The following is a 22,728-nucleotide window of genomic DNA, read 5'->3' as shown; positions in this document are numbered from 1 at the left end:
GGGTTTTATGCCAAACTTAACTAATCCAGTGGTACCACAGGAGTTATTGGTTGTGGGTGCAGCTTTACAAGCGGGGTTATTTGATGCCATCAGAGAAGAGCCTTGTACATTGGATGAATTGGCCACTAAACTTGGTTTTGATTTGCGGGCGCTGTGGACGGTAAACGAGGCTTTAATTTCCCAGGGTTATTTAAACTTTAATGACAATAAATACAGCCTAACAGTAGAGGCAGAGGAAATATTGTTTGCGGAAGAAAGCGATAAATATATAGGCAATGCCCTGATTCACACCTTTAACGTCATTAAATCCTGGACGCAAATTCCGGAAGTATTAAAAACCGGCGCCCCTGTGCCAAAGGAGCGCACTCAACAGGATATTAAAGGTTTTATGGCGGCGATGAAAAGGAGTGCTAAGCAATTGGCAGATGAAATCACCGCTGTTTGTTTAAGGGATTTACCTAAAGGAGCTAAGGTGCTGGATTTGGGAGGGGGCCCCCTCAATTATGCCCGCCCTTTTGCAGCAGCGGGGGCGGAGGTAACAGTGCAAGACTTGCCAGGGGTGTGCCAAATAATGGAAAAGAATCTTTCCCCAGATGAAAACATTAAGTTTGCCCCAGGTGATTTCACCAGAGAAGTAATTGCTGGACAGTTTGACTTGGCTTTTTTAGGCAGTATCACACATATCTACGGTAAAGAGGAGAATATAGCACTGTTTAAAAGGATACACAACGTGTTAAAACCCGGTGGACGCATTGTAATATCTGATTTTGTCAGGGGTGTCAGTGCCAGGGCTGAGCTATTTGCTGTAAACATGTTGGTCAATACCAAAACCGGTGGTACTTGGACGCTAAAACAGTATACCGACTGGTTAGAGCAAGCCGGTTATCGAGGTATAAAAATGCACCAGGTTAAAGACAGACAACTAATTATTGCCCAGGCATAATTTTAAAATAAAGGAGTGTTCACAGTGGAAAGTAAAATTGCACAGGCTATCGATATGAAGTATTCCCCAGTGGCAGTTATGCTGACCGATGAAAAACCGGAGTCGGCTCTGCAATTTAAGGAAGGTAGATGGGGTTGTGTGGTGGCAATGATGAGCGCCGCTTCCAAAGGAAAAACCGCCGTTTTTGACCGTAAAACCTACGGTTGTATTGGCGGTGGCACTGGTTTAGGTTTTGGCAACACCTATGTTAATTTTCCCGGTGGCATTGAGTATTTCCTGTCAACGGGTAATCCGGACTTTTGCAACAGTGAAATGGGCAAGAATATAGTCAGGAATATGCCGGCTTTGGAACACGGGGAGGGTTACATCAAAAACCCTGAACTGGCCAAGAAATTTATTGACTCCCTGCCAATGGTGGACGTACCCACCGAATATGTTGTATTTAAGCCGATAGAGCAAGTGGCTGAGGGAGAAACACCAAAGGTTGTGGTGTTTATGGCCAATCCTGACCAACTATCTGCTTTAGTGGTGCTGGCCAATTATGCTCGGGAAGATAACCTTAATGTTGTGGCACCCTTTGGCGCTGGTTGCCACAGTGTTTGCATTATCCCCTATAAAGAAGAGGAATCCGAGACCCCCCGGGCCATTATCGGCTTGACCGATATTTCGGCCCGCAAATGCGTGGACAAGAATGTCCTCTCCTTTACCGTTCCTTATAAAATGTTTTTAGAAATGGAAAGCAACGTAGCAGGTAGTTTTTTGGAAATGAATGAGTGGTTGCGGATTAAAGAAAGAAACAAATAGGCTATTACTAAATACCAAGGGACAGTACCTTGGTATTTTAGCTTTCAATGTAATATTCCCCCTTATCATCTATTCATATAACTGTGATTTATCAAATAAGAATAAAGCAATTAGTAAATAAGGGGGGACCAGCATGACGCAACGGGTTTTAATTGGTAGCCCCGTCAGACAAAAGCCGGCAATTTTACAGGAGTTTTTAAATTCATTAAAGGCTTTGGACAAAACTAATCTAGTGGTGGATTTTATGTTTGTGGATGACAATCAGCAACGGGAATCCAAAGATTTGCTGGTCAATTTCCACTGGCAAAATGCAAAAATAATTATTATTGATGGGGTAAAAACAGGCAAATACCTGTGTGATGAAAGCAATCATTATTGGACGGCAGATTTGGTAACTAAAGTGGCGGAATATAAAGATCAAATAATTAATTATGCGTTGGCCAATCATTACGATTATTTATTTTTAATAGACTCCGATATTGTGTTGCATCCGGCCACCTTGGTCCACTTGGTGTCCACTAACAAAGACATCATTTCGGAGATTTTTTGGACGCAATTTAAACCTGAGCAACCGGTTTTGCCTCAAGTATGGGTAAATGACGAATACACCCTTTACTACCAGCATCGGGGTGAACAGTTGACAAGAGAGGAAATAGTCAGCAGAATTAATGGATATTTGCATTGTTTAAAGATACCCGGCATTTACCCGGTGGGAGGTTTAGGAGCCTGTACATTAATTAGTAAAAAAGCGTTGCAAAGGGGAGCCTGTTTTAAGGAATTGTCTAATTTAAGTTTTATTGGCGAAGATAGACATTTTTGTCTGCGGGCAGTGGCATTGGGCTTAGAGCTATATGTTGATAACCTTTACCCGGCTTATCACATTTACCGCGAATCTGACTTGCCAGGAGTACAGAATTTTAAAAGCACCTGTGTTCGCAACCAAGCAATAACACCAATCCGCACCAATATAAAGACTACGGGTAACAAGCTTTCTCTGTGTATGGTGGTAAAAAACGAAGCCAATCGATACTTATCGATGGTGTTGGAACATGCTCGCCAATATATAGACGAGGCGATAATTTTAGACGATGGCAGTGAGGATAATACCGTTGCGGTATGCAAAGAAATATTAAAGGGTAAACCATTGAAAATAATTACTAACAGACAATCTCAATTTAAAGGAGGGGAATGGAAACTACGTCAGCAACTGTGGCAGCAAACCATCAGTAATAATCCAGATTGGATTTTATGCCTGGATGCTGATGAAATATTTGAAGATGCTGTTTTGCATCAAATCCCTAGGCTAATTAATCAGCCCTATTATGATTATTTTTCCTTTCGGTTGTTTGATTTTTGGAGTGCTACCCATTATCGAGAGGATGAATATTGGCAGGCGCATAAGTATTACCGCCCTTTTTTAATCAGATATCAGCCTAATTTTCCATACCGTTGGCGAGAGGCGGCGTTGCATTGTGGTAGATTTCCAGATAACATTACCGAATTACCGGGCGCCATCAGCGAACTAAGAATAAAGCATTTAGGTTGGGCAAACCCAATTGATCGGGTTTTAAAGTACCGTAGATATATGGAATGGGACCCCGAAGGTAAATACGGCATTCTAGAGCAGTATCGCACCATATTGGATCTTAGCCCCAAATTAGTTAAATGGGAAGAATAATGGTATTTAAAAAAATTTTACGATATAGCAGGAATTGATAAAAATAAAGCGAATAATTCATGTATAATTATAAGTAAATTGAAATTAGTATTCAAGGAGGACTATTAAATGAAAAAAATGTTGAAACTGGGCCTGGTTATGTTAACCATTTTAGCCCTAATGCTGGTGGCCGTGGGCTGTGGTGGCGGCGAAAAACCGGATGCTGAAGAACAACAAGCTGGCGATAACGCGCAGGCTAAAGAGAAGATTGTAGCATCCTTCGAACCTACCTTTGCTCCCTTTGAATCCACCGATGAAAATGGTGACTTTGTTGGTTTTGATATTGATTTAATTAAAGCCATTGGTGAAGTAGAAGGATTAGAAGTTGAATTAAAGAGTTTGGGTTTTGACGGTTTAATTCCGGCATTACAAACCGGTCAAATTGATGTGGCCATCTCCGGTATGACAATTAAACCAGAACGTGAAGAACAAGTTGACTTCTCAATGCCTTATTATGAAGCTGGTTTAGTGATTGCTGTGGCAGAAGGAAACAACGACATTGTTAAACCAGAGGATTTGGCTGGCAAGACCATTGCCGTGCAAATTGGTACCACCGGAGCAGACACAGCTAATGAAATTGCCGCTCAATATGGGGCAACAGTTAAGACATATAACACCACCGACTTGGTATTTATGGAACTGGTTAATGGTGGCGCCCAAGCTGTTATTAATGACTTGCCTGTTACCCAAAACTTTATTGACAAAAAGGGTGCCGGTCAAGTTAAAATGGTTGGCGATGTGTTAAACGGTGAATATTATGGTATCGCGGTAGCTAAAGGAAACACAGAACTGTTGGAGAAAATTAACAATGGTTTAAATACTCTAAAAGAAAATGGTAAGTACGCTGAAATTTATGAAAAGTGGTTTAATGTGACACCACCCGATTATTTGCCAGGCGAAGTAAAATAAATTAGCAAGAGCAAATATGCGTAACCCCCTAACGGTTACGCATATTTATTGTGCTGTGGCACAGATTAAAGATGAGGTGAATTATGGACACAATTATACATGCATTACCATTGATGATTGAAGGAGCTGGAGTATCATTATTCATCACGGTGGTTGGTATTCTGCTCGGTGGTATCATTGGTTTAATTACTGGTTTAGCTCGACTATCAAATAGAAAAGTCTTCCGCATGATCGGTACCGCTTATGTGGATTTTTTGCGTGGTACACCACTTTTTGTACAAATTATGTTAATATACTTTGGTTTGCCCAGGGTATTTAAACTGCTTCACGAACAGTATGTGATCTATGGTGGCACTCCCTTTATGTCTGATTTTTCCCTAAACATTTGGGTGGCGGCAATTATGTCTATATCCTTAAATAGTGGAGCCTATATTGCTGAAATTTTCCGTTCCGGGGTGCAGTCCATTGAGAAGGGACAAATGGAAGCTGCCCGTTCATTGGGAATGACCCACACCCAAGCAATGCGTTATGTTATTTTGCCCCAAGCCTTTAAACGAGTGATCCCACCAATGGGTAACGAATTTATTGCTTTATTAAAAGAAACATCGCTGTTATCTGTCATTGGCTTTGAGGAACTGTCTCGAAAAACCCAGTTGGAAGTTGCCCGTACCTATGCTACCTTTGAACTGTGGTTAACAGCGGCCTTTATCTATTTAATTATGACCTTTACCTTCTCTCGGTTGGTGGATAGGTTGGAGAGGAGACTAAAAACTGATGATTAACTGGCATCAGCAAACAGGCAGATTGTACAGAAATGAGGTTGAAATCCGATGATCATTGAAGTTAATAATCTATATAAAAGCTTTGGCAAATTGGAAGTATTAAAGGATGTAAACTGTGCCATCGAAGAAAAAGAAGTGGTGGTGGTTATCGGACCTTCCGGTTCAGGAAAAAGTACTTTTCTGCGCTGTATAAATCGGTTGGAGGAACCAACAGCTGGAACCATTGTTGTTGATGGTTATGATATTACTGATCCCAAGACAGATATTAACTATGTCCGCCAAGAAGTGGGCATGGTGTTCCAACGGTTTAATTTATTTCCCCATAAAACTGTCCTGGATAATATTACCTTGGCCCCAATGAAAGTGCGGGGTATCAGCCAACAAGAGGCAGAGGAAATTGCTAAGGAACTGCTGCAAAAGGTTGGCTTGTCGGATAAGGCTGATGTTTATCCCAGTCAACTTTCCGGCGGTCAGCAACAGCGGGTGGCAATAGCCAGGGCGTTGGCCATGAAGCCTAAAGTAATGCTGTTTGACGAACCCACCAGCGCATTAGATCCAGAGATGGTGGGAGAGGTGCTGGCGGTGATGAAACAGTTAGCCAAGGAAGGGATGACCATGGTGGTGGTTACCCACGAAATGGGCTTTGCTCGGGAAGTGGGCGACCGAGTTCTTTTTATGGACGAAGGCAAAATCGTGGAAGAAGGCAATCCAGAACAAATATTCACTAACGCCCAAAACCCCAGAACCCAGTCCTTCTTGAGTAAAATACTGTAAAAGCAATTATAAAGAAGGCAATTATGAATTGAGAATTTTGAATTATAAATGAAAAACTCAAAAATTTATAATTCAGAATTCAAAATTAAGGGGCTGTTGCCAAAAGTGGTGCTCGGGGCAGGTTTCCATACCTGCCCCGAGCACCAAACCTGTGTTACTTGGTGGGGACGGTGTGAAAACCGTCCTCTATTGTAGGTATTGCAACAGCCCCTTGAATTGTTAAATCGCTGGCTTAAGCTTATGCAAATCGAGGTATTCTTCACCAAGTTTGGTTACAGAGCAAATTTTACTTTTTCCCTCTGAGGTTACATCCACCAATCCCAATGCATAAAGTTGCATAATTATATGGTCCAATACCGCTCTTTTTACTTTGGCGGTTAACGATAATTCTTCTTTATTCATTTTTCCCTCAGTGAATAATGCTCTTAAAACATTGCCAGCTTCTTCTGGTAATCTGTTAGCAACGTCATTAAAATATTCATGGATAGTTAGGTTATTCACTTTGCTGAAATCACTCCTTTTAATCACTAGTTGCTTTGTTAATCATATTATTTCCCCAACCAACTAAACTTATTCGTTAGCTAAGCCCGAGGCTTGTGTCAGATTTCACAATATTTTTTACCATTCATTGAATATATGGTTGGGCTAGTTTATAATTGATATAGAACAGTTAAGTAGGTGTTGCTATGAATAAAACTACAAAAAACAAAAAACTTTGGCGAGTAAAATCGAATAACCCTACACTGAAGATTATTTTAGCTAATCAGTTAAATATTTCGGAAGTATTGGCACAATTGTTGATTAATCGCGGAATTCATACCGTGGAAGAAGCCCGGGCATTTTTAAACAGCAAATTGGATGGCTTAAATGACCCTTTACTAATGAAGGACATGGATAAAGCGTTGCAGGTGGTAATGGAATGTCTACAAAAAGGTCAACCGATATTGGTACATGGGGATTATGATGTTGATGGTATTTCAGCCACCGCACTGTTGGTTAATGCTTTGCATCGTTTAGGCGGTGTTGTGGACTATTACATACCCCAACGTGAACAGGGATATGGTTTGCATCAAGATACCTTGCGTTGGGCAGCAGAAGAGGGCTATCAACTGGTTATCACTGTAGACTGCGGTATCACTGCCATCGAAGAGGCTAAACTGGCCCAACAGCTTGGTCTTAAATTAATCATTACCGATCACCATGAGCCCGGTGTGGAATTGCCTAAGGCAGAGGCGGTGGTAAATCCCAAAAGGGTGGACTGTAACTACCCTTTTAAAGATCTGGCCGGTGTTGGTGTAGCATTAAAGCTGGTGCAGGCAATCTATCAAGAAATTGAGCTGCCCAATCATGCTTGGTATGACCTGTTGGACATTGCTTGCTTGGGAACGGTGGCCGACATAGTGCCATTGTTAGGAGAAAACCGGGTGATAGTTAAACATGGATTAGAACAATTGAGAGTCAGCCCCAATTTAGGGCTGGCCGCTTTAAAAGAAGTCAGTGGTGTTGCTAAAAAAGCGGTGGTGGACACTAAGGATGTTGGCTTTGCCTTAGGGCCACGTTTGAATGCCGCCGGCCGGGTGGGGGACCCTAGATTAGGGGTCGAGTTATTGTTGTGCCCTGAACCGGAAAGGGCGATGGAAATAGCTGAGCAGTTAAATAGGAGCAATCAAGAACGCCAAGGCATAGAGCTACAGGTGTTGGAAGAAGCCATTGGGATGCTGGAAAATGAACCCGATAGATTAAAGGATAAAGTATTGGTACTGGCTTCTGAAAACTGGCATTCCGGTGTCATTGGCATTGTTGCTTCCCGGTTGCTAGAGCGTTATCACAGACCGGTATTAATGATTTCTCTGGATGGTGAAGAAGGCAAGGGGTCAGCCCGCAGCATTGAGGGATTCCACCTGTATAATGCTTTGGTTTATTGTCAGGACTATTTAATAAACTTCGGTGGTCATGCCAATGCTGCGGGATTTTCCATTTATACTAAGGATATAGAGAATTTTAGACAAAAAATTAATGATTTTGCCAATCAGGTATTGACAGAAGAGCTGATGATACCTACTATTACTTTGGATAAAATAGTATCATTGGATGAGTTAACAGAGCATGTGGTGGAAGAGATGGGCCGGTTGGCCCCCTTTGGACATTGTAATCCTGGACCACTATTGGGGGTTCGGGAAGTGGCGATGGTAAATTGGCGGGCGGTGGGGGAAAAACAAAACCACCTCAAACTAAAGTTGAAGAGCAATCGGTCGGTATACGATGGGATTGGTTTTAATTTAGCGGCCTATGGGGAAATGCTGGCCACCAGCGAAACTGTAGACGTAGCCTTTGTGCCGGAAATAAATGAGTGGAACGGTCGTCGTTCAGTGCAACTAAAGGTTAAGGATATCAGCCTCCGAGCAGCGATAAAAAATGATGGTGGTATCAGTTGTGCCTACTTTTCAGAGGATATTGCCCGCTATTGTCAAAAATTATTAAGCAATAAAGCCCTAAGATTATCTAGCCCGGATTATATATTGCAGAAGTTGGAATCATATAAAAGAAATGGTCCAGTGGATGACCAAGTTAAAGAAATGTCGGCAGATTTTTGGGAGAAAATAAATTTACATGATTATCGTGATTGTCCAGATCGGCTAAGCCTTTTGGAAGAAGTAATTGGCGACGAGTCAATAGTTATTTTGGTGACCAGTGGTTATCAGGTCATTGAGTTAGCCCATACGCTGGCCTTGAGAAACCCAGATTTGGCCCATCGGATAGTTTATTACTGCCGCGGAATTCCCGATGATACAAAAGAATATATTAGTCAATTGTCTACTCCCGATTCCGGGGTCATCATAGTCACCACACCGGCGCTGGTGGGTTCACTAAATATCCGTGGCATTGGCAAAGCGGTTCTTTATTATCCACCCTTCAGTGCCAAGGGGTTACGGGCGGCCACAGAGGCTGCCGGTGGTAGCGGAGATCTTTATTTGATGTTTGGTATTAAGGACATTGCTGCAGCCAGTAAAGCATTAACCACCTTGTCAACCGAACGGGACTGCTTAGTGATTTTGTATAAATACTTGGTGCACAGAGTTGGTATGAGTAAAGTGGTAGAAATTCCAGTGGCGGACCTGTTGGAAATTTTAAAAGAAGACGGCGGTGGACTGGTGGAGGATTATACCGCTTTGTTGGGAATGAAAATCTTTGAGGAGCTTGGATTACTTAAGTTTAGTTATAGAAATGGTTTTTATCAAGTTAAGATGTTGCCCCGGCCGGATCATAAATTAGATCTTGATATCTCAAAAACATTTCGTTGGACCAATAACATTGCGTTAGAAGGCCTACAGTTTGTTACCATTATGGTAAGCGGTAACCTAAAACATATTACTAAATTACCTTACTTATAATTGTTAGATAATGTAGAAGGGAGACACCATTTTTGAATCTACAAGATTTTATCAGAATTGTACCAAATTTTCCCAAAAAAGGTATCAGTTTTAAAGATGTTACCACATTATTAAAGGACCCCATGGCCTTCCAATATACCGTCCAGTTATTGGCTGAAGAATGCCGCCCCTTAAATATTGATTTGGTTGCTTGCCCCGAAGCCAGGGGATTCGCCCTAGGGGCTCCACTGGCCTATGAGTTGGGTGCCGGGGTGGTGTTGCTGCGTAAGCCCGGAAAACTACCTGCCGATGTCATTCAAAGTAAATATGCTTTGGAATATGGCGAGGATGCCTTGGAAGCCCATCGGGACTCCATATCTGCTGGACAAAGGGTGCTGCTGGTTGACGACCTGTTGGCCACCGGCGGTACATTGGCCGCTGCCCAGCGCTTGGTAGAGCAATTGGGTGGCGAAACGGTGGGCGCTGCCTTTATTATTGAATTAACCGAATTAAATGGTAGAGCTAAACTAGGTAATTATGATATAATATCCCTTATAAAATACGACATTTAGTAACATTTTTTATGTTCGATGGCCAAAGCTAGTAAATTAATTGTAAGGGCTCAATTTAATTGAGCCCTTTTGGGCTAATATAAAGGAGGGGTGAACGGTGTCCTTAGAAGAAATTATTGCCAAAGTTAATAAGTATAATCCCCATGCGGACATCGCTTTCCTCCGCAAAGCGTACCGCTATGCTGAATGGGCTCATTTTGGACAAAAGAGAATATCCGGTGAAGATTTTTTTATTCACCCGGTGGAAGTAGCTAAAATACTGGCTGATTTGCAACTGGACACCAGAACGCTGGTGGGTGGCCTGTTGCATGATGTGGTAGAAGATACTGTCATTACGTTGGACGATATTAAGGAAGAATTTGGCGAAGATGTTGCTTTATTGGTTGACGGAGTAACCAAGCTCGGTAAATTAGAATTTAAATCTAAAGAAGAGCGCCAGGCGGAAAACTTGCGTAAAATGTTTTTGGCTATGGCCAAGGATATTAGAGTAGTTTTAATTAAATTGGCAGACCGGCTACACAATCTGCGCACTCTAAACTATCAATCCCAAGCCAAACAACGGGAAAAGGCAGAAGAGACTTTAGAGATCTTTGCTCCTTTGGCCCATCGCTTAGGAATTTACCATATCAAATGGGAATTAGAAGATATATCTTTCCGCTATCGGTATCCGGATGAATATTATCGGTTAAAGGAATTGGTTGCTTCTACCCGGAAGAAGCGGGAAGAATTCATTCAACAAGTGATCAATATGTTGAACGAAAGACTGTTGGAAATGGGGATTAAGGCCGAAATAACCGGGCGGCCCAAAAACTTTTATTCAATTTATAAAAAAATGAAGGAACAGCAAAAGGACTTTACAGAGATTTTTGACGTGCTGGCCATTCGGATATTTGTGGATACCGTAAAGGATTGTTACGGTGCCTTAGGTATTGCTCACACCATTTGGAAACCAATTCCCGGTAGATTTAAAGACTATATTGCCATGCCCAAAACCAATATGTACCAGTCATTGCATACCACCGTGATTGGACCTAAGGGTGAACCCTTTGAAATACAAATTCGCACCTTTGAAATGCACCGCACTGCCGAGTATGGCATTGCCGCCCATTGGCGATATAAAGAAGGTGTCAAGGGCGGTAACAAGAATTATGATGAGAAATTAAGCTGGTTGCGACAACTGTTGGATTGGCAGCATGACCTGCGGGATGCCCATGAGTTTATGGAAGGTCTAAAAATAGACATTTTTGCCCACTCGGTGTTTGTGTTTACCCCCAAGGGTGATGTGGTGGAACTGCCATCGGGTTCGGTGCCAATAGATTTTGCTTATCGCATTCACACCGACATCGGCCATCGCTGCATTGGTGCCAAAGTTAATGGTAGAATTGTACCCCTGGACTATAAGCTTAAAAATGGTAATATCATTGAAGTGATTACCAATAAAAGCAGTGGGCCCAGTCGCGATTGGTTAAACATTGTTAAGACCTCCCAAGCAAAAGCCCGGATTCGCCAATGGTTTAAAAAAGAGCAAAAAGAGGAAAACATTGTTCGAGGCCGGGAGACATTAGAACGAGAAATCAAAAAACATGGATTGGAACCCAATATTATCAAAAGCGATAAATTATTGGAAGTGGGTAAGAAATTTAATTTTTCCAGTGTAGACGATGTTTTTGCCGCCATTGGCAGTGGCCAAGTAACTGCTTTGATGATTCTCGGCAAATTGAAAGATGAACTGGAACTTGATGTTAAAAAACCCATTACTGTTGAAGATGTAACCGCAAGACAATCAAACAAAGATGATTGGGGCAAACCGACCCAGGGTATTCGGGTTAAAGGGATTGATAATTTGTTAATTAGATTAGCCCACTGCTGTAACCCGGTGCCTGGTGATGACATTATTGGCTATATCACCAGGGGACGGGGGGTATCCATTCATCGCACCGATTGCCAGAACCTAGCAGAACTGGCTAAGGAAGAAACAGAACGGCTGGTGGAAGTGACGTGGGATAAAAATTTCCATTCATCTTTCCATGTTAAATTGGAAGTCCACGGCTTTGACCGGGCTGGGTTGTTAAACGACGTACTCAACGTACTGTTGGAAATGAAAATAAACACCAATTGGGTTACTGCCCGTACTCGGAAAGATCGGATGGCCACCATTGAATTGGCGCTACACCTAAGCAGTTTGGAGCAACTGGAGTATGTGGTTAACAAAGTAAAAAGGATCAAGGATGTCTACGGAGTGCGTCGGGTAGCTGGAGGTCAAACTGTGGCACACTAAAACGGGGGTGTAGCATGCGAGCAGTGATACAGAGAGTTACCAGCGGATCGGTAACTGTGGATAATGAAGTGATTGGCCAAATTCACAAAGGGTTAGTGGTATTATTAGGCGTTGGTGACGGGGATACTGAAAATGATATTAAATATTTAGCCGATAAAATCGCCAATTTAAGAATTTTTGAAGATGACCAAAATAAGATGAACCTATCAGTATTGGATATTGGTGGAGAAGTACTGGCAGTTTCACAGTTTACTCTCTATGGCGATTGTCGGCGCGGTCGCCGTCCCAGTTTCTCCAGCGCTGCCAAACCCGAAGTTGCCAGGGAGTTGTATCACCGGTTTGTCCAAGCTTTACAACAACAAGGTTTAAAGGTGGCTACCGGTAAATTTCAAGAACACATGGTGGTAAACATTGTTAATGACGGACCGGTAACAATACTGTTGGAAAGTTAGAAAATAATTTTAAAAATTATTATTTGGGGGAATACCTGTGATCTTAGAAACATTAATGGTTGGTCATATGGAGGCCAATTGTTATATTTTGGCCTGTGAGCAAACTAAAAGGGCTGCTGTGATTGACCCCGGTGGCGATGCAGCTGAGATTTTAGCCACCGTTGAACGGTTGGCGGTGAAAGTTGAATATATAATTTGCACCCATGGACATGCAGATCATATTGGGGCGGTGGCAAAAGTAAAAACGGTGACCGGTGCTAAGGTGCTAATTCACAGCGCCGATGCCGCTATGCTTACTGACCCCCAGAAGAATCTGTCTGCATTTATCGGCAACCCCTTTGCCACCACACCTGCAGATCAATTGCTGGCTGATGGGGATGTAATTACAGTGGGCAATTTAAAATTGGAAATTATCAATACTCCCGGGCACACACCCGGTGGCATCTGCATTAAAGTGGAAGGTCGGTTATTTTCAGGGGACACTCTGTTTAGCGGTTCGGTGGGTAGATCGGACTTTCCAGGCGGTAGCCACAGCGATTTGATTAAAGGCATTAAAGAAAAGCTACTAACATTGCCAGGTGAAACCACAGTTTATCCTGGGCATGGTCCCGACACCACCATTGAACAGGAAATGAAAAGAAACCCATACTTAAAATAATTATGAATTAGGAATTTTGAATTCTGAATGAAGGAAAGAGCGCAGTTTTCGCGCTCTTTTATCTTTCATTTCGGCATGTAAATGTAGGGGCTCAATTCATTGAGCCCACCAAAACGCAACATTTGCACTATCACAACTTTAATTTCGATTACAAACAACTTTTACTCGTTCTCAGCCGGTGTCTTTTGCTTGGTTTGATTTCTGTTTACCTGTTGAGATAAAGGTTGCGGTAAATTCGCCGTCCATGGCTCAGTTGCCAGTGGCGCACGTCCTATGCGCCACCCTGCCTCCGACAACCTCCTTCGCTAACTTCGGTTCGCTGCGCCACTACATGTCGTTCGCTACCTGCAGCAGGTGCCGGGTTTTTCAATTACCTTTTGTCTGAATGCAAAGGCAAAAGACACCAGGGTTTTGTTTGTTTACTTTTGATCCTAAAACCTTAAAATACTCCGTCAAAGCCTTGTTTAGCCAACTGATAAAACTCTTCCAACGTACCGCTGGCATCGGGTTTGAAGGGTGAATCACCGCGGTCTATTAAATGATCTGTTACTAAATAAGTTTTAATTCCCAATTTACTGGCCACCAAGTCTTCCGTGGTGTCATTGCCTACCAACAGCACTTCTGATGGAGCAACGTTTAACTTCTCTAAAATTTCGCTAAAATAGGCTGGGTTTGGTTTGCAGTAATGGCTGTTTTCATAGGTGGTGACTAATTCCCAAGGCAAATCTTCAATGCCAGCCCAACGCATCCGGGCTTGGGTGGCGATGGCTGGGAACATGGGGTTAGTGGCCAGCACCACCGGGTATCCTTTTTCGATCACCGCCGCCACCACTTTTTTGGCCAGCGGGGTGGGGGTGGTGCAATGCTTTAATTCATTGAATTTGGTGCTGTAGAAGTGGTCAAACATTGGTAAAAGTTGTTCTTGGGTATGGTTGACCATCGGCAGAAATGCCTCCATAAATACCTGTTCATTGGTTTTATCCGCCCGATTGTCTTTAACCATGGCCTTGGTGGCTTCCCAAACATAGCCCTGAAAAGCCTTTGGTTCATAAAGATGGGCAAAGTGGTCGGACAAATGTTTGAAGTAATCCTGCATAAATGGATCTAAATCCAGTGGTAGTAGGGTGCCGTCCAGGTCAAATAGTACTGCTTTTAGCATAAGTTATATACCTCAATTCTAGTGTTTGTGGTGATGATGGTGTCCACAACCGCAGGAACAGCCGTGGCCATGTTGATCTCTTTTGGTTGGTGGTTCACCCAGTTGATCAATAACCTGTTGCCGTATTCCGGCCAAATATATTTTACGCAGCCGGTCCTGCTCCTGCTTTTCTTCGGCTGTCAGTCCTTCACTCTTTTGTTTGCGTGCCAGAGCGTTTATTTGGTCAACCAATTCCTTTGTAATCAATGCAAATCACCTCATTACCCATTATAACCAAGAGTTGCTGAGATTTAAAGAAATTTATATTTTAAAGAAACCTTTTGCTGGTTTGGTACGCCTAAATATATAGAGGCTTTTTTTACACTTTCAAAAAACTATAGATCTTTAAGGAAGAAGCATAAGAAAGTGAAGGGTGCTATGATAGATGAAATTTTAGTAAAGAAGGCAGTAAAGGGTGATCCCACTGCTTTTATCAAGCTATGCCAGCGCTACCAAGGGCTGATGTATAAAACTGCATATGGCATTCTGGGCAATGAACACGATGCTGCCGATGCTATCCAAGAAACCCTTTTAAAATCATATCGTGATATCCATAAATTGCGGGATCCCCAACAGTTTAAAAACTGGTTGTGCCGTATTTTGGTCAACCGGTGCATTGACGTTGTTCGTCAAAGACAGCGCACCACACCGGTTGAGCAAATATGGTTGCCGGATACCGTTGAGCATAACAGTGATATTAAAATGGATATATCCCAAGCAGTGGCAGAGTTGGATGAGCAGTACCGGGTGGTAATAGTGTTGCGCTTTTTTCAAGACATGACCATCAATGACATCGCAAAGGTTTTGAACTGTCCCACCGGCACAGTGAAATCACGCATTTATAGAGCATTGCAAAAAATGAAAGCAAAATTAAATCTGGATAATCAAGTGGGGGGTGACATCCTTGACCTGTGCTAAAATTTCTGAGTTACTAACGGATTATATAATGGGAGAATTGCCCTCTGATCTAAATAAAGTTGTTCAGGAACACCTACAAAACTGTACTGCCTGTGGTAACGAACATCAAGCATTGAAGAAAATTATCAGCGAATTGCATGGGCTGGCCCAAAATATCGAACCACCGGAATATCTCAGCAATCAACTGGAACAAATGCTGGTTGCCGAAATAGCCACATCAAAGAAAAGTAAAAAATGGCGGCAGCCCAAATTTATTGGACAAATTGCAGCGGTGTTTTTAATGGTGGCTATTGGTTGGGGAATTTGGGGTAACCCAATGGGGATTAATGATGATAATAAAGAGCTAGCTAAAGAAGAGACGCCCGCTGCGGTAGTCCTTGATCAAAGGGAGCAGCAAAACCAAGACACTGTCACTCAAGATGTTCAGTTACCACAGCCAAAGGTCGCTGGAGAATCGGTGCCGATGGCAATGAATCCAAAATCGGAATCTAAATCAGAGCCCAAAATAGAATCTGCTAAAGAAGTGGTAACAGAAACAACTAAGTCCACTGCACCACCGGAAATTGCCAATGTGGATATTTTAAGGACAGATATGCCTAGGGAGAGTGAACAGCAACTAAAACTTTTTGTTGCCCAAAGCCGGGTTGACTTGGAGACGGTGCAACAGGTAAATGTCATCACCGCCGATGAAGATGATGAAGAAAAAGGGGACCAGATAATTACCCCGAAAGATAATTTGGACACCATTGCCATGATAGTGCAGGGCATAAATGAAGCTCTGCCCAGCGATGACACTGTGCTTGAGGATGAGGTTACCCATATTATCAACATTCAACTTGACAACGGCGATAATTATCAATTGAACTATTGCTTACCCAAAAACATTGGTTTTGTCGAAGATATTACAGATGGTGAAACCTTCACCCCGGGTGCCAGTTTATCGTTGGCACTGGAAAATTTATAAAGTTACTGCGGTTGACAAATTAATGCTGGTTTATTACAATCTTGTTAGTCTTTATAAAATTGTCAAATCGATGATTGGGAAAAGTAAACGTTATTTCATCTGTTCAGGGAAGACAGGTCCTAGACTGAAAGCCTGTCCACAGAGGTGGCGTTGAAGAACACCCATGAGTGGTGACCGAACGATATCAATGATCTTTCAGTAGGTTTACCCGGTGGCACCGTTATCGCCGTTAAGTGGAACCGTTATAGGTTCAATCAGGGTGGCACCACGGGAAATTATCCCGTCCCTGGGTATGCGCAATTAAGCATAGCCAGGGACGGGTTTTTTATTTTTACCACCAGAAAGATAAGGCTAACAAAAGCCAGTATAAGAAAAGTGGAGGGATCAATGTGCTAACCACCAAACCGCGGGGAACCAACGATATTCTTCCCGGGGACGTAGAAAAATGGCAATACATCGAAAACGTAATTAGGGATGTCTGCCGTACTTACAGTTACAGAGAAATCCGCACTCCGATTTTTGAACATACCGAGTTGTTTAAGCGCGGCGTGGGCGAAACCACCGATATAGTGGAAAAGGAAATGTATACCTTTACCGACCGGGGCGATCGCAGCATTACCTTGCGTCCCGAAGGGACAGCAGCGGTGGTACGTTCTTACTTGGAGAATAAATTGTATGCTGGACCACAACCAGTAAAACTTTACTATATTGGACCAATGTTTCGCTATGATCGCCCCCAGGCCGGTCGCTATCGGCAATTTCACCAATTTGGCGTAGAAGTGTTGGGTGCCCACAGCCCGGGAATCGATGCGGAAGTAATTGCCATGGCCATGAAAGTTTATGAACGCCTGGGTCTAAAGAATTTAGAACTGCATATTAACAGTTTGGGTTGTCCCCATTGCCGACCGAAACTAAGAGAAAAACTGCAAGGGTTTTTTAGACCCAACTTAGAGCATTATTGTAAAGATTGCCAGGGGCGTTTTGATAGAAACCCACTGCGGATTCTAGATTGTAAAAATGAAAAATGTAATCAACTGTCTGCAGGGGCGCCAACCATTACTGACTGCCTGTGCGATGAGTGTGCCAGCTTCTTTAAGGAAGTGCAGGCCCAACTGGATGTGTTAGGCATTGAATATGTGGTGGACCACAATTTGGTCCGGGGGTTAGATTATTACACCCATACTGCCTTTGAAATTATGACCAAAGATATCGGTGCCCAAAGTTCCGTTGGCGGCGGTGGCCGTTATAATGGTCTGGTGGAAGCCTGTGGCGGACCAGAAATCCCTGGTATTGGTTATGCCCTTGGTTTGGAAAGAATTCTATTGGTGATGGAAAAACAGGGAGTGGCAATTCCCCAACAGTGGCATCCCGACGTGTTTGTGGTCACAGCGGGATCAGAAGCCGAAGAGGTGGCCTTTAAATTTTTGTCTTACGTCCGGGCCCAAGGGTTTGTTGCCGACAAAGATTATAACGGCCGTAGTTTGAAAGCACAGATGAAATATGCGGGTAAAATTAATGCCCGTTATGTTGCCATCATTGGTGAAAATGAAATAGTCAACAATACTGTGGTGTTAAAGGACATGGCTAATGGTGAACAACAAGAAATAGATTGGCAAAAAGCGATTGAAATATTGGGAGGTCAATAAAATGCAAGGGTTAAAGAGAACTCATAAATGTGGGCAAATGAACAGTACCCATGTAGAGCAACAAGTGGTATTAATGGGTTGGGTGCAACGGCGCCGTGATCATGGCGGTTTAATATTTGTGGATCTGCGCGACCGTTGGGGTTTGGTGCAGGTGGTGTTTAGTCCAGAAGTTGACCAACAAGCCTTTCACTTGGCAGAAGCCATTCGCAACGAGTGGGTAATTGCCGTTAAAGGTAAGGTTTATGCCCGCCCCGAAGGAACGATTAATCCCAACATGGCCACTGGTGAGGTGGAGGTTTATGCTGATACGTTGGTGGTATTGAACCAAGCAAAAACACCACCATTCTATGTTGAAGACGGCGTTGATGTGGATGAAAACGTTCGTCTAAAGTACCGTTATATTGATTTGCGCCGTCCGGAAATGCTACAATCCATGGTTTTACGCCATAAAACCGGTAAAGCAGTGCGGGATTTTCTGGATCGTCACGAATTTTTAGAAATTGAAACACCGATGTTGACCAAAAGTACGCCGGAGGGCGCCAGAGACTATTTGGTTCCCAGCCGGGTAAACCCTGGGAAATTTTATGCTTTACCCCAGTCACCCCAGATATTTAAGCAAATTTTGATGTTATCTGGCATGGAAAGATACTTTCAAATTGTCCGTTGTTTCCGTGACGAAGATTTGCGGGCCGACCGTCAACCGGAGTTCACCCAAATAGACTTGGAGATGTCCTTTGTTGATGTGGATGATGTGACTAACTTGATGGAAGAAATGATTGACCATATATGTAAAGAAACCATCGGCTTGGAAGTACCCCTGCCGATGCCTAGAATGTCTTATCAAGAAGCGATGGATCGCTATGGTTCAGATAAACCGGATATTCGGTTTGGCATGGAACTGAAGGATATTTCCCCAATTGCCGCCCAATGTGGCTTTAAAGTATTCAAAACTGTGGTGGCCAATGGTGGTCAGGTTAAAGGTATCAATGCTGAAGGGTGCGGTGGTTTCAGCCGTAAAGAAATTGACGATTTAACCGCCTATGCAGCAATTTACAAAGCTAAAGGGCTGGCATACTTTATTGTTACCGAAGATGGCGTTAAATCACCAATCGCCAAGTTCTTTAGCGAAGAAGAAATCAACACCATTTTAGATAAAATGGCAGCGAAACCCGGTGATTTACTGTTATTTGTGGCCGATACACCATCGGTGGTGGCGGCTTCACTGGGTGCACTAAGGCTGCATCTGGCCGATCGGTTAGGTATTATCCCCGAGAATACCTACAACTTCCTCTGGGTGGTTGACTTCCCGCTGATGGAGTACGATGAAGAAGAGGGACGCTTTGTGGCTAAACACCACCCATTCACCGCCCCTAAGGATGAAGACTTAGCTCTAATGGAAACCGAACCCCAAAGTGTGCGGGCTAAGGCTTATGACATGGTGTTAAACGGCGTGGAAATTGGTGGTGGCAGTATCCGAATTCACCGCCGGGATGTGCAAGAAAAAATGTTTAAAGCCATTGGTTTAACCGACGAAGAAGCCCGGGAGAAATTTGGCTTTATGTTGGATGCCTTTGAATACGGCGCTCCCCCCCATGGCGGCGTAGCCTTTGGATTCGATCGTTTAGTAATGTTGTTAGCTGGGAAAGATAGTATTAGAGATGTAATTGCGTTCCCTAAAACAGCCAGCGCCACCTGTTTGATGACCGCTGCCCCAGATTATGTGGATAAAAAGCAACTTAAAGAGTTGCACATAAAAAGCACTGCTGTAACAAAGGATAATAAAGATAGCAAAAGTCAAGAAAAATAATATTGCCAACTGAATGGGCATGTGTTAACATAAAATAAATTAAATGTTACAAAATTATGAATTATTTATCACCCTGCTGTGTGCGGATTGCCTTTGAAGTTTTGAGCCAACATTATAGTAAACGGGAGTCCTTGCTCTGAACTGCGGATGGTACGCCTTTTGAACGATGATAAGGAAACTTGAAACAGTCAGGAGGACACCCACCTGGTGAGAGCAGGTTCAAAAACTCTTAGCTGTCACGGCATGGGCGGGGTTATTTATCAATCGGTGTACAGATAATTTTTAACTGTACACTGATTTTTTATGCCGGCACCGCTAAGTAATCTTTTTTACAGATGGAGGTTACCATGAATACCCATAGGTTTTCCAGAACAGAAATGCTCATCGGTCCCGAAGGGCTAGAAAAACTAAAAAGCAGTAAAGTTGCGGTTTTCGGAGTTGGTGGGGTTGGCTCCTATACTGTGGAGGCGTTGGCACGGGCTGGGATTGGGGAGTTAATATTGGTGGACTTCGATGACGTGGATATTACCAACATCAACCGTCAATTGCATGCATTGGAGAGTACAGTTGGTAAAGCCAAGGTTGAATTAATGGCTGAGAGAATAAAACTGATTAATCCACAAGCAAGAGTGCAAGCAATTAAAAGATTTTATACCCCAGAGAATGGCCCGGAGTTAATTACCCCAGATTTGGATTATGTGGTGGACGCCATTGATAATGTCACTGGCAAGCTAGATTTGATCAAAAGATGTATAGCCAATAACATAGCTATTGTGGCCAGTATGGGTGCCGGCAATAAACTGGACCCCACAGCCTTCAAAGTGGCAGATATATCACAAACATCGGTATGTCCCCTTGCAAAGGTGGTGCGGAGAGAATTAAGGAACGCTGGTATCAACAGCGGGGTAAAGGTGGTCTACTCCACCGAGCCGGCCATTAAGCCCCCGCAAAACAACGGTGCTAATGAACGCAAGCAGCCACCGGGCAGCATATCCTTTGTACCGGCCACAGTTGGTTTAATTTTGGCCAGCGTGGTGGTCAAGGATTTGTTGGTATAATCTAAAAATTTAGAAATTTGACAAGGGCTTTTAGTAGGTATTATAATTTAGAACTGTAGAAACTATATCTAAAGTTGCTATATAGTATTGTATTTGGACAATATATCCAGGAAGGAGAGCGAGTAATATGGCTAGCGAAAACATTGTCATTCTCACAGACGCTGAATTTAAGGATAAGGTTAGCAACAGTGATGTTCCGGTGCTCGTTGATTTTTGGGCTGATTGGTGTGGTCCCTGTAAGATGGTTGCCCCGGAATTAGAAAAATTGGCTGCTGATATGGCGGGCAAAGTAACAGTGGGTAAAATCAATGTGGATGAAAACCGAGGTACTGCCGGTGAATTTCAAGTAATGAGCATTCCTACTATGATTTTATTTAAAGATGGTAAAGAAGTGGAACGGGCCATTGGTTTCCGTAAAGGTGAAGAATTAAAGAAATTAATTGAAAAGCACTTATAATTTTAGTACATATTGTGTATTATTTTGGAGCACGTGCCGAGCACGTGCTCTTTTTAAATATAGTTTATGTTTTTGGGGGGAATTAATTTGCTTTTTTACCCTGAACATTTACCCTTAGCTGCCAGAATGCGCCCGCGGACATTGGATGAATTTATTGGACAAAGACATTTGTTGGCTGAAAACAAACTTTTGTATCGGGCGATAAAGGCTGGGCGTTTAGGATCAGCTATTTTTTATGGGCCGCCGGGTACTGGCAAGACAACGTTGGCAGAAATTATAGCTTATAGTGCCAATAAACCCTTTGAACGATTGAATGCTGTCACTTGCGGGGTAAAGGATTTAAGGGAAGTGGCAGATAAAGCTAGACGTAGTGGTGGAGTAATACTGTTTTTAGATGAAATCCATCACCTGAATAAAAGCCAACAGGATGCATTACTCCCCTATGTGGAACAGGGCTTGATTACCTTGATTGGTTCCACCACCGAAAATCCGTTTTTTGAAGTGAATAACGCATTGCGTTCCCGCTCCACCCTGTTTAAATTTCAGTCATTGACCCCGCAGGATATTGAGGCGATAATCAACCAGGCTCTGCAGGATCAGGAGCGCGGGTTGGGAAATTATCAAGTTAACCTGCATCAACAGGCCAAAGAACACTTAATTAATGCCAGCGGTGGCGATGCCCGGACGGCTTTAAATGCTTTGGAACTGGGGGTGTTGACCACCGAACCCGATGCCCAGGGGGTAATCCAATACACAATTGCAGTGGCTGAGGATTGCTTACAGCAAAGAATGATTAACTATGATAAATCTGGAGATAATCATTACGATGTTGCTTCGGCTCTGATCAAGTCCATCCGCGGTAGCGACCCCGATGCTGCCTTGCATTACCTAGCCAGAATGCTTGCCGGTGGTGAAGACGTTAAATTCATCGCCCGGCGGTTGTTAATCAGTGCCGCAGAAGATATTGGTCTGGCACAGCCCCAAGCACTGCAGCTGGCCATGTCCGGAGCCCAGGCGGTGCATTTTGTGGGCATGCCCGAGGCGCGGATTATTTTGTCTGAAGTGGTAATATACTTAGCACTATGTCCTAAGAGTAATAGTGCCTATCAAGCCATAGATCGAGCGTTGGCAGATATCAATAAAAAAGATTGTGGTTCGGTGCCAGTTCATTTAAGGGATGCCCACTATAAGGGCGCTGCCAAGCTTGGCCATGGACTGGATTACAAGTATCCCCATGACTACCCCGGGGCATGGACACCGCAGCAATACCTACCCAACGAATTGGTGGGAGTGGAATACTACCAACCTAAAAACCTCGGGCTAGAAAAGAAACTAAACGATAAAATCAGCGAGATCAGAAGGATAAAAAGGCAATTATGAATTTTGAATTGTTAAAACTAGCTATTCAATCATGTGCTGT

The 22,728-nt window shown here is 43.2% G+C and carries 21 protein-coding genes, 1 other RNA gene and 1 other annotated feature; of the genes, 19 read left to right on the top strand and 3 right to left on the bottom strand.

The window, feature by feature from the left end; translation table 11 throughout:
* Positions 1-7 precede the first annotated feature (7 nt).
* The 6 genes from V6C27_06615 (at position 8) to V6C27_06590 (ending at position 5,929) form a co-directional block, all read left to right on the top strand.
* A complete protein-coding gene (locus tag V6C27_06615) occupies positions 8-943 on the top strand; it encodes a methyltransferase (GenBank protein MEG6616099.1) in 936 nt (311 codons plus the stop codon).
* Between the two features lie 24 nt (positions 944-967).
* Entirely contained in the window at positions 968-1,747 is a 780-nt protein-coding gene (locus V6C27_06610) for a DUF169 domain-containing protein (protein ID MEG6616098.1), read from the top strand.
* Between the two features lie 133 nt (positions 1,748-1,880).
* Positions 1,881-3,425: a glycosyltransferase family 2 protein gene (locus V6C27_06605; GenBank protein MEG6616097.1), complete on the top strand. Its 1,545-nt coding sequence runs from the start codon at positions 1,881-1,883 to the stop codon at positions 3,423-3,425.
* A gap of 108 nt (positions 3,426-3,533) precedes the next feature.
* The gene (locus V6C27_06600; protein MEG6616096.1) at positions 3,534-4,373 is read left to right on the top strand and encodes a basic amino acid ABC transporter substrate-binding protein; all 840 of its coding nucleotides are present in this window, start codon (positions 3,534-3,536) and stop codon (positions 4,371-4,373) included.
* Between the two features lie 83 nt (positions 4,374-4,456).
* Complete coding sequence (locus V6C27_06595; protein ID MEG6616095.1) at positions 4,457-5,155, top strand: amino acid ABC transporter permease; 699 nt, start codon at positions 4,457-4,459, stop codon at positions 5,153-5,155.
* Between the two features lie 51 nt (positions 5,156-5,206).
* A complete protein-coding gene (locus tag V6C27_06590; protein MEG6616094.1) occupies positions 5,207-5,929 on the top strand; it encodes an amino acid ABC transporter ATP-binding protein in 723 nt (240 codons plus the stop codon).
* Positions 5,930-6,148: 219 nt separating this feature from the next.
* Here V6C27_06590 and V6C27_06585 read toward each other — a convergent pair whose 3' ends face one another.
* Positions 6,149-6,430, bottom strand: coding sequence for a transcriptional regulator (locus tag V6C27_06585; protein MEG6616093.1), 282 nt, complete (start codon positions 6,428-6,430; stop codon positions 6,149-6,151).
* Positions 6,431-6,615: 185 nt separating this feature from the next.
* Between V6C27_06585 and recJ the strand changes: the two genes are divergently transcribed.
* The 5 genes from recJ to V6C27_06560 all read left to right on the top strand — a co-directional run bounded on the left by recJ (position 6,616) and on the right by V6C27_06560 (position 13,260).
* Positions 6,616-9,321, top strand: a complete 2,706-nt coding sequence (recJ, locus tag V6C27_06580; GenBank protein ID MEG6616092.1) for a single-stranded-DNA-specific exonuclease RecJ — start codon at positions 6,616-6,618, stop codon at positions 9,319-9,321.
* A 32-nt stretch (positions 9,322-9,353) separates the two neighbouring features.
* Entirely contained in the window at positions 9,354-9,872 is a 519-nt protein-coding gene (locus tag V6C27_06575) for an adenine phosphoribosyltransferase (protein MEG6616091.1), read from the top strand.
* 97 nt (positions 9,873-9,969) lie between these two features.
* Complete coding sequence (locus tag V6C27_06570; GenBank protein ID MEG6616090.1) at positions 9,970-12,150, top strand: bifunctional (p)ppGpp synthetase/guanosine-3',5'-bis(diphosphate) 3'-pyrophosphohydrolase; 2,181 nt, start codon at positions 9,970-9,972, stop codon at positions 12,148-12,150.
* Positions 12,151-12,164: 14 nt separating this feature from the next.
* Positions 12,165-12,602: a D-aminoacyl-tRNA deacylase gene (dtd, locus tag V6C27_06565; protein MEG6616089.1), complete on the top strand. Its 438-nt coding sequence runs from the start codon at positions 12,165-12,167 to the stop codon at positions 12,600-12,602.
* A gap of 37 nt (positions 12,603-12,639) precedes the next feature.
* Positions 12,640-13,260 (top strand): MBL fold metallo-hydrolase, encoded by a 621-nt coding sequence (locus tag V6C27_06560; protein MEG6616088.1) that lies wholly within the window; start codon positions 12,640-12,642, stop codon positions 13,258-13,260.
* A gap of 439 nt (positions 13,261-13,699) precedes the next feature.
* Here the strand turns inward: V6C27_06560 and V6C27_06555 are convergent, their stop codons facing one another.
* Together V6C27_06555 and V6C27_06550 are read right to left on the bottom strand one after the other, a co-directional pair.
* A complete protein-coding gene (locus V6C27_06555; protein MEG6616087.1) occupies positions 13,700-14,419 on the bottom strand; it encodes an HAD family hydrolase in 720 nt (239 codons plus the stop codon).
* A gap of 18 nt (positions 14,420-14,437) precedes the next feature.
* The gene (locus tag V6C27_06550; protein ID MEG6616086.1) at positions 14,438-14,665 is read right to left on the bottom strand and encodes a DUF896 domain-containing protein; all 228 of its coding nucleotides are present in this window, start codon (positions 14,663-14,665) and stop codon (positions 14,438-14,440) included.
* A gap of 171 nt (positions 14,666-14,836) precedes the next feature.
* Here V6C27_06550 and V6C27_06545 point away from each other — a divergent pair, with 171 nt between their 5' ends.
* The 8 genes from V6C27_06545 to V6C27_06510 all read left to right on the top strand — a co-directional run bounded on the left by V6C27_06545 (position 14,837) and on the right by V6C27_06510 (position 22,688).
* Positions 14,837-15,376 carry a sigma-70 family RNA polymerase sigma factor gene (locus tag V6C27_06545; GenBank protein MEG6616085.1) on the top strand — a complete coding sequence of 180 codons (540 nt, stop codon included), beginning with the start codon at positions 14,837-14,839 and terminating at the stop codon, positions 15,374-15,376.
* Positions 15,363-16,340 (top strand): zf-HC2 domain-containing protein, encoded by a 978-nt coding sequence (locus tag V6C27_06540; GenBank protein MEG6616084.1) that lies wholly within the window; start codon positions 15,363-15,365, stop codon positions 16,338-16,340. Before V6C27_06545 ends, V6C27_06540 begins: the two co-directional genes overlap by 14 nt.
* A gap of 61 nt (positions 16,341-16,401) precedes the next feature.
* Positions 16,402-16,631: a binding site (T-box leader), on the top strand.
* Between the two features lie 98 nt (positions 16,632-16,729).
* Entirely contained in the window at positions 16,730-17,986 is a 1,257-nt protein-coding gene (gene hisS, locus V6C27_06535; GenBank protein MEG6616083.1) for a histidine--tRNA ligase, read from the top strand.
* A gap of 1 nt (position 17,987) precedes the next feature.
* Complete coding sequence (aspS, locus tag V6C27_06530; protein MEG6616082.1) at positions 17,988-19,793, top strand: aspartate--tRNA ligase; 1,806 nt, start codon at positions 17,988-17,990, stop codon at positions 19,791-19,793.
* A 67-nt stretch (positions 19,794-19,860) separates the two neighbouring features.
* A non-coding RNA gene (ssrS, locus tag V6C27_06525) (6S RNA) lies at positions 19,861-20,051 on the top strand.
* Positions 20,052-20,140: 89 nt separating this feature from the next.
* Positions 20,141-20,851, top strand: coding sequence for a tRNA threonylcarbamoyladenosine dehydratase (locus tag V6C27_06520; protein ID MEG6616081.1), 711 nt, complete (start codon positions 20,141-20,143; stop codon positions 20,849-20,851).
* 127 nt (positions 20,852-20,978) lie between these two features.
* Positions 20,979-21,308, top strand: a complete 330-nt coding sequence (gene trxA, locus V6C27_06515; protein ID MEG6616080.1) for a thioredoxin — start codon at positions 20,979-20,981, stop codon at positions 21,306-21,308.
* A gap of 126 nt (positions 21,309-21,434) precedes the next feature.
* Positions 21,435-22,688, top strand: a complete 1,254-nt coding sequence (locus V6C27_06510) for a replication-associated recombination protein A (protein ID MEG6616079.1) — start codon at positions 21,435-21,437, stop codon at positions 22,686-22,688.
* Positions 22,689-22,728 lie beyond the last annotated feature (40 nt).

The organism is Peptococcaceae bacterium 1198_IL3148 (assembly GCA_036763105.1).
Lineage (GTDB): Bacteria > Bacillota > Desulfotomaculia > Desulfotomaculales > Desulfohalotomaculaceae > JBAIYS01.
Note: the sequence above shows the minus strand (reverse complement) of the source record. Positions and strands in the feature narration are given on the sequence as shown.

Coding starts and splice junctions, on each gene's coding strand:
- trxA (MEG6616080.1), top strand. CDS start 20,979: ATGGCTAGCGAAAACATTGTCATTCTCACAGACGCTGAATTTAAGGAT.
- V6C27_06555 (MEG6616087.1), bottom strand. CDS start 14,419: ATGCTAAAAGCAGTACTATTTGACCTGGACGGCACCCTACTACCACTG.
- V6C27_06605 (MEG6616097.1), top strand. CDS start 1,881: ATGACGCAACGGGTTTTAATTGGTAGCCCCGTCAGACAAAAGCCGGCA.
- V6C27_06600 (MEG6616096.1), top strand. CDS start 3,534: ATGAAAAAAATGTTGAAACTGGGCCTGGTTATGTTAACCATTTTAGCC.
- recJ (MEG6616092.1), top strand. CDS start 6,616: ATGAATAAAACTACAAAAAACAAAAAACTTTGGCGAGTAAAATCGAAT.
- V6C27_06595 (MEG6616095.1), top strand. CDS start 4,457: ATGGACACAATTATACATGCATTACCATTGATGATTGAAGGAGCTGGA.
- V6C27_06615 (MEG6616099.1), top strand. CDS start 8: ATGCCAAACTTAACTAATCCAGTGGTACCACAGGAGTTATTGGTTGTG.
- aspS (MEG6616082.1), top strand. CDS start 17,988: ATGCAAGGGTTAAAGAGAACTCATAAATGTGGGCAAATGAACAGTACC.
- V6C27_06510 (MEG6616079.1), top strand. CDS start 21,435: ATGCGCCCGCGGACATTGGATGAATTTATTGGACAAAGACATTTGTTG.
- V6C27_06545 (MEG6616085.1), top strand. CDS start 14,837: ATGATAGATGAAATTTTAGTAAAGAAGGCAGTAAAGGGTGATCCCACT.
- V6C27_06520 (MEG6616081.1), top strand. CDS start 20,141: ATGAATACCCATAGGTTTTCCAGAACAGAAATGCTCATCGGTCCCGAA.
- dtd (MEG6616089.1), top strand. CDS start 12,165: ATGCGAGCAGTGATACAGAGAGTTACCAGCGGATCGGTAACTGTGGAT.